The following is a 4,216-nucleotide window of genomic DNA, read 5'->3' on the forward strand; positions in this document are numbered from 1 at the left end:
CCCGGACTCGGGGGTGGCTGGGGCGGCGCTGAGAGGGTGGATGGAGGAGTGTCAGGCGGCGCTGTCAGTGGCGATCTCGTCCAGCATCCGGAGGATCTCCCGGGTCACATCCGGGAAATAGATCTCGCTGCCGACATTGATGGACCCGGAATAAAGATCGGGCGGCGCGATGCTTTCCGGGAAGGCGGCCTTGAGCCTGGCATGCAGCCGCTTCTCTGTCTGCAGGGCAAGCTGTCCGCTTGCCATCGGAACAGTCTTCAGGATCTGGGCGTCCAGGCCGCGGTGCTTCAGCAGCTGGTGGCGCAGGCGCGAGTCTGGGTTCCGGGAAAAACCGAGCTTGATGAGACGGTGCCCGGAAGGCAGCCGGAATTGCATAGCATAGAGGTGGCTTGGCGCAGCGGGCCAGTCCTCTCCGCACTTGCCGCAGCCAAACCTTCCGGTCTGCATGTTGGCCCGGGCGATGCGCTGGACATGGCCGCAGGGCGGATGGCGGTAGTGGCGGTAGCTGGGGTCTCCGTCCGGATCGGCGCCGAGCAATTCCCAGTCCCGCGCGGCGGCCTCTTCCTGTTCTTTCCGGGAATGGCAGGTCTCGCAGCGCACGTCGCAGATTCCCGCGGCCGCGCGTTTGACCAGTTCAATCTGCCGCCGCAGCCGGTGGCCGCATTCCGCGATGTAGAAGCCATGATGGCGGCTTTGCGGATCGCGGCCGGCCCATTGCAGACCGGCGGCCTTGGCATCACCTTGCCAGCGCGCTTCGATGCAATGCGGGCATTGCGGCTGGTTGTTCATCAGCACGAAAACCTTGCTCATGTGCGTTGCCCCGCAGGTCTGGCAGCGCAGCAGCAGGTGGTAACGGTCGCGGATGCGCTTGAGGATGTCGAAGCCTTTGCTTGCGGCGGCGTTGCGCCAGTGGGCATGGATGGTGAGCGGAAACGTCTGAGTTGCGGATTGGGTCATGAAAAGCTCCAGTCAGGCAAAAGGGCAGGGGACGGCGGGCGCGCGCAGCGCCTGCCGGGGGAAACAGGATTGGACACGGCAAGACCGGGCGCAGGCGGGCAGTGCCGCTGCGGGAGGCCAGGCCAGGTTATGTCATGGGGAATAGGGGCGGGGTCAGACCGGCGCGAAGTCCTGCGCCGCCGCGGCCATCTCAACGATTGCATAAACGTGCCGGGCAGCCCGGTTCAGCGCCTGGCGGGCACCGGGATCTTCCGTGCTGAAAAGCTCACGATGCTCATACATCAGATGCTGAAGATGCTGGGCCTCGTCCGGGCTTGTGGCCTCGATCAGAAAATGCAGCAGCATGCTCATGCGCTGCAGCGGCAGGTCGCAAGACGAGGACGGCGGAGCTGAGAAGACATCAGACGCCAGCCGCAGGCAATCCTGCCATTGGTTCTCGGCGGCTTCGGCAAAGCCAGACGTGGCCGGGTCCCAGCTCATCGAATGCGACAGGTCGCGCTCCAGCTCGATGGCGGACTCCACCGCGTCGATCAGCTCGGTGAATGTCCGGGAAATCGGGGTAGTACCCTCGTCGGAAATCGGGCAGGGCAATGCTGGGCGCAGGTCTTTTGCCGCGCTCGAGCGCGTGATAACAGGTGCGATAGTCATGTTGGTCTCCTCAGCCGAGATCAGTGTGATTAGGGCGTAAGCAAGGGGTGGAGCCCTTGCCTACGCTCGCTATTATATGGTACCAAAAAACCAAAAATCAATACGAGATTCGCTGGCATGGCAAAAAAAACCAGAGGAAGACCGGCGGTCGATACGGAAGCTGTGAACCTGCGATTGCCGCGCGAGATGATCGAAGTTGTTGATGCTCAGAGGCGAAATGAAGAAGACCTTCCGACACGGCCAGCCATGATCCGGAGGATGCTTAAGCAGTGGTGTCATGATCGCGGCATAGACGTCGAGGAATAGTCTGCTTCGAAAAAGATAAGCGCTACATTCATCCAGATTATCGAGAAACAATAAGGCATTCTTGGCCCCCGGCAGGGCGGGGTCAGGAGGGCGTCCGAGGAAATGTCTCAAGAAAGCCCCAAGGTTTTGGGCTCGTCTGGAGAACCAAGGCCAACCTTCCCGGACACCGGCAGGTGGCGGTAACAAGCCAATCTATACATTTCAAATGCAAGGCCGGGGCACCGGCCGCGCAAGCACCCGCAGGGCTGCTGGAGCGCCTCCCCGGCGTCAGGGGCAGACGAGGTAGCTTCAGCTACATATAGTCTGTCCCTATGGGGAGCATTTGGGCGCGTGCGGCGCACCATCTTATACTGCCCCAAGTCTCAGAAAAACAATATGGCAACAGAAACCCGATAATTTACAGGGTGTTATGGGGCGGATCCGCTTTTGCGTTTTCGCCGAGGTCGCGTACTCAATGAAAAAAGGAGTACCGCGAAATGGCATACCAATTCGTCCATATCGAAACTTATTCCCGCAAGCCAAGGAAGGTGAAGGGAACCAAAGATCAGTGGAACTGTGCGCGTCAGGTGTTTGAGGAAGCGCAGCGCAACCCGGACTTCTCCATGCATGTCGAAAACCCGCGCGCGCCGCTGCCGGTTCTGAGCCAAGGGGCGATGGCCCTCAGTGATCTTAAGGCTCTGCACGATCGGCGCTGCAGCGAAATCCGGGAAACCGTGACCGCGAAATCCGGAAAAACTTACAGCCGCAGTCTGCGGTCCGATGCGCCGACATTGTACACTGAGATCCATTCACACCCCATGCCGTCCAAGGATTTCTTGGCGGATCGGGCAAGGCACCAGAAGGAGATCGCCCGGTGGGCGGACTTGGCTGCGCGGGATTTCCGGAAGCGGATGCCGCAAGGCGTCGCCTTCGCTGGGGTCATTCACCTGGATGAGGCGCATGTTCACATGCACATCCTCGCACTGAATGCGGGCGATCCCCGGTTGGATGCGAACAAGCTGCACGTGGGGAAGGCGGCGGCTGCGGTATACCGGGCCGCGCACGACAAGCCGCAGACGCTTTCGTCATTGCCGAAGCCGGAATTGCTGCCGAAACCCAAAAAGCCGAAGAAGCCGCGGCCCAGCAAGAACCGAGTCACCCAGAAAAAGAATATGGCAAAGCATGAAAAGGCATTGGCTGAATGGGAGGCCGCTTGCGCCAGGGTCGAGGCCGGCAATGCCAGAAAACTCGAAGATTGGTCGGTAGAGAACGGGCGCCATCTGCATGCCGCCCGGAAGAAAAGATCCGGGAAGAACCCGGAGAAGGCCGCTTTCACGGCGGCGATGAAAGCCTTTCAAGACCGCTACTACGAAGCGGTTGGCAAGCCCTGCGGGCTTCTCCGGAAAGGGCCAGGCCACGAGCGCCTGACCACCAAGCAATACGCTGCGCGCAAGGCCGGTGCCAAAGCCCGGGCGGAGGAGCAGCTGGCGAACCTTCGGTTCGAGACCAAGCTGGAGGAAAGAGAGCAGGCGCTGGAAGCGCAGGCTCGCCGCGTTGCGGCGGAAGAAAATTCTTTGAAGAAAAAAGAGGCAGAGGTCACGGCAAGAGAAGAAACGGTGTCGTGTCGGGAGATGGAGGTTGAAGCCAGGGAACGGGTTTTGGAACAGGAAACAGAGCAGATCCGGCTGCGGGAAGCGAGCTTGACAGAGCGGGAAGCTGAACAAAGCCTCCGGGAAGAAGAGGCGGGGGCAGTACTGGGACGGGCTGAGGCACTTTATTTGGGGTTGGAACTGATCCGAAGAGATCAGCTGCGTTGGGTCCCCGATAGAAAAGGCGATGGCGGCAGGCTGGTGCATGGCCCGCGCGATGCTGCGGAACGCCCGCTGCCTCTGAAGATGCACGCCCGGCTTGAACCAGCAATGTCGCTGCTCGAAATCCTTCTGAAAATCATCGCAGAGATCATTGAGGACGCATTGCATGAGCGCCGAATGGAAATTGCCCGGGATGCTGAGGCTGTGGCGGAATGCCGAAGGCGGCTGGATTTGCGGGAAGATCCTGTCGTTGCCGGGATCTTGCAACGCGACAACCCGGACGAGAGGTTTAATGTTTGATATCGGCGGAAGGTCACCTAGTGTTGCGTTCCTGCAAGGGAGAGTGGGACGCTGCGCGTATGTTGGACGGCAGGAACGCGCAGGAAGTGACCTTTGCAAAGTCGACAGATCTTGAACTTCGTTCCTGTTCCCGGACACCGGGGTAAAGTACCCCTGTCCAAGAAAGGAACATGGAATGGGACACTCGAGGCGGACGTTCACAGACGAGTTTAAAG

4 protein-coding genes are annotated in these 4,216 nt (G+C 60.2%); 2 read left to right on the plus strand and 2 right to left on the minus strand.

Translation table 11 applies throughout. The annotated features are described in order from the left end of the window. Positions 1-51: 51 nt before the first annotated feature. Both VOI29_RS23010 and VOI29_RS23015 read right to left on the minus strand, forming a co-directional pair. The gene (locus tag VOI29_RS23010; protein ID WP_323784028.1) at positions 52-957 is read right to left on the minus strand and encodes a GIY-YIG nuclease family protein; all 906 of its coding nucleotides are present in this window, start codon (positions 955-957) and stop codon (positions 52-54) included. A 153-nt stretch (positions 958-1,110) separates the two neighbouring features. Continuing rightward, positions 1,111-1,605 (minus strand): hypothetical protein, encoded by a 495-nt coding sequence (locus tag VOI29_RS23015; RefSeq protein WP_323784030.1) that lies wholly within the window; start codon positions 1,603-1,605, stop codon positions 1,111-1,113. Positions 1,606-1,722: 117 nt separating this feature from the next. Between VOI29_RS23015 and VOI29_RS23020 the strand changes: the two genes are divergently transcribed. Together VOI29_RS23020 and VOI29_RS23025 are read left to right on the plus strand one after the other, a co-directional pair. After that, positions 1,723-1,911, plus strand: a complete 189-nt coding sequence (locus VOI29_RS23020) for a ribbon-helix-helix protein, CopG family (RefSeq protein ID WP_323784031.1) — start codon at positions 1,723-1,725, stop codon at positions 1,909-1,911. A gap of 476 nt (positions 1,912-2,387) precedes the next feature. Further along, on the plus strand, positions 2,388-4,001 hold the full coding sequence (locus VOI29_RS23025) for a Mob protein (protein ID WP_323784033.1): 1,614 nt from the start codon (positions 2,388-2,390) through the stop codon (positions 3,999-4,001). Positions 4,002-4,216: the final 215 nt, after the last annotated feature.

Source organism: Leisingera sp., from assembly GCF_034669605.1.
Classification (GTDB): Bacteria; Pseudomonadota; Alphaproteobacteria; order Rhodobacterales; family Rhodobacteraceae; genus Leisingera.

Excerpts from the sequence above, each read along its gene's own strand:
- VOI29_RS23010 (WP_323784028.1), bottom strand. The coding sequence starts at position 957 with ATGACCCAATCCGCAACTCAGACGTTTCCGCTCACCATCCATGCCCAC.
- VOI29_RS23015 (WP_323784030.1), bottom strand. The coding sequence starts at position 1,605 with ATGACTATCGCACCTGTTATCACGCGCTCGAGCGCGGCAAAAGACCTG.
- VOI29_RS23020 (WP_323784031.1), top strand. The coding sequence starts at position 1,723 with ATGGCAAAAAAAACCAGAGGAAGACCGGCGGTCGATACGGAAGCTGTG.
- VOI29_RS23025 (WP_323784033.1), top strand. The coding sequence starts at position 2,388 with ATGGCATACCAATTCGTCCATATCGAAACTTATTCCCGCAAGCCAAGG.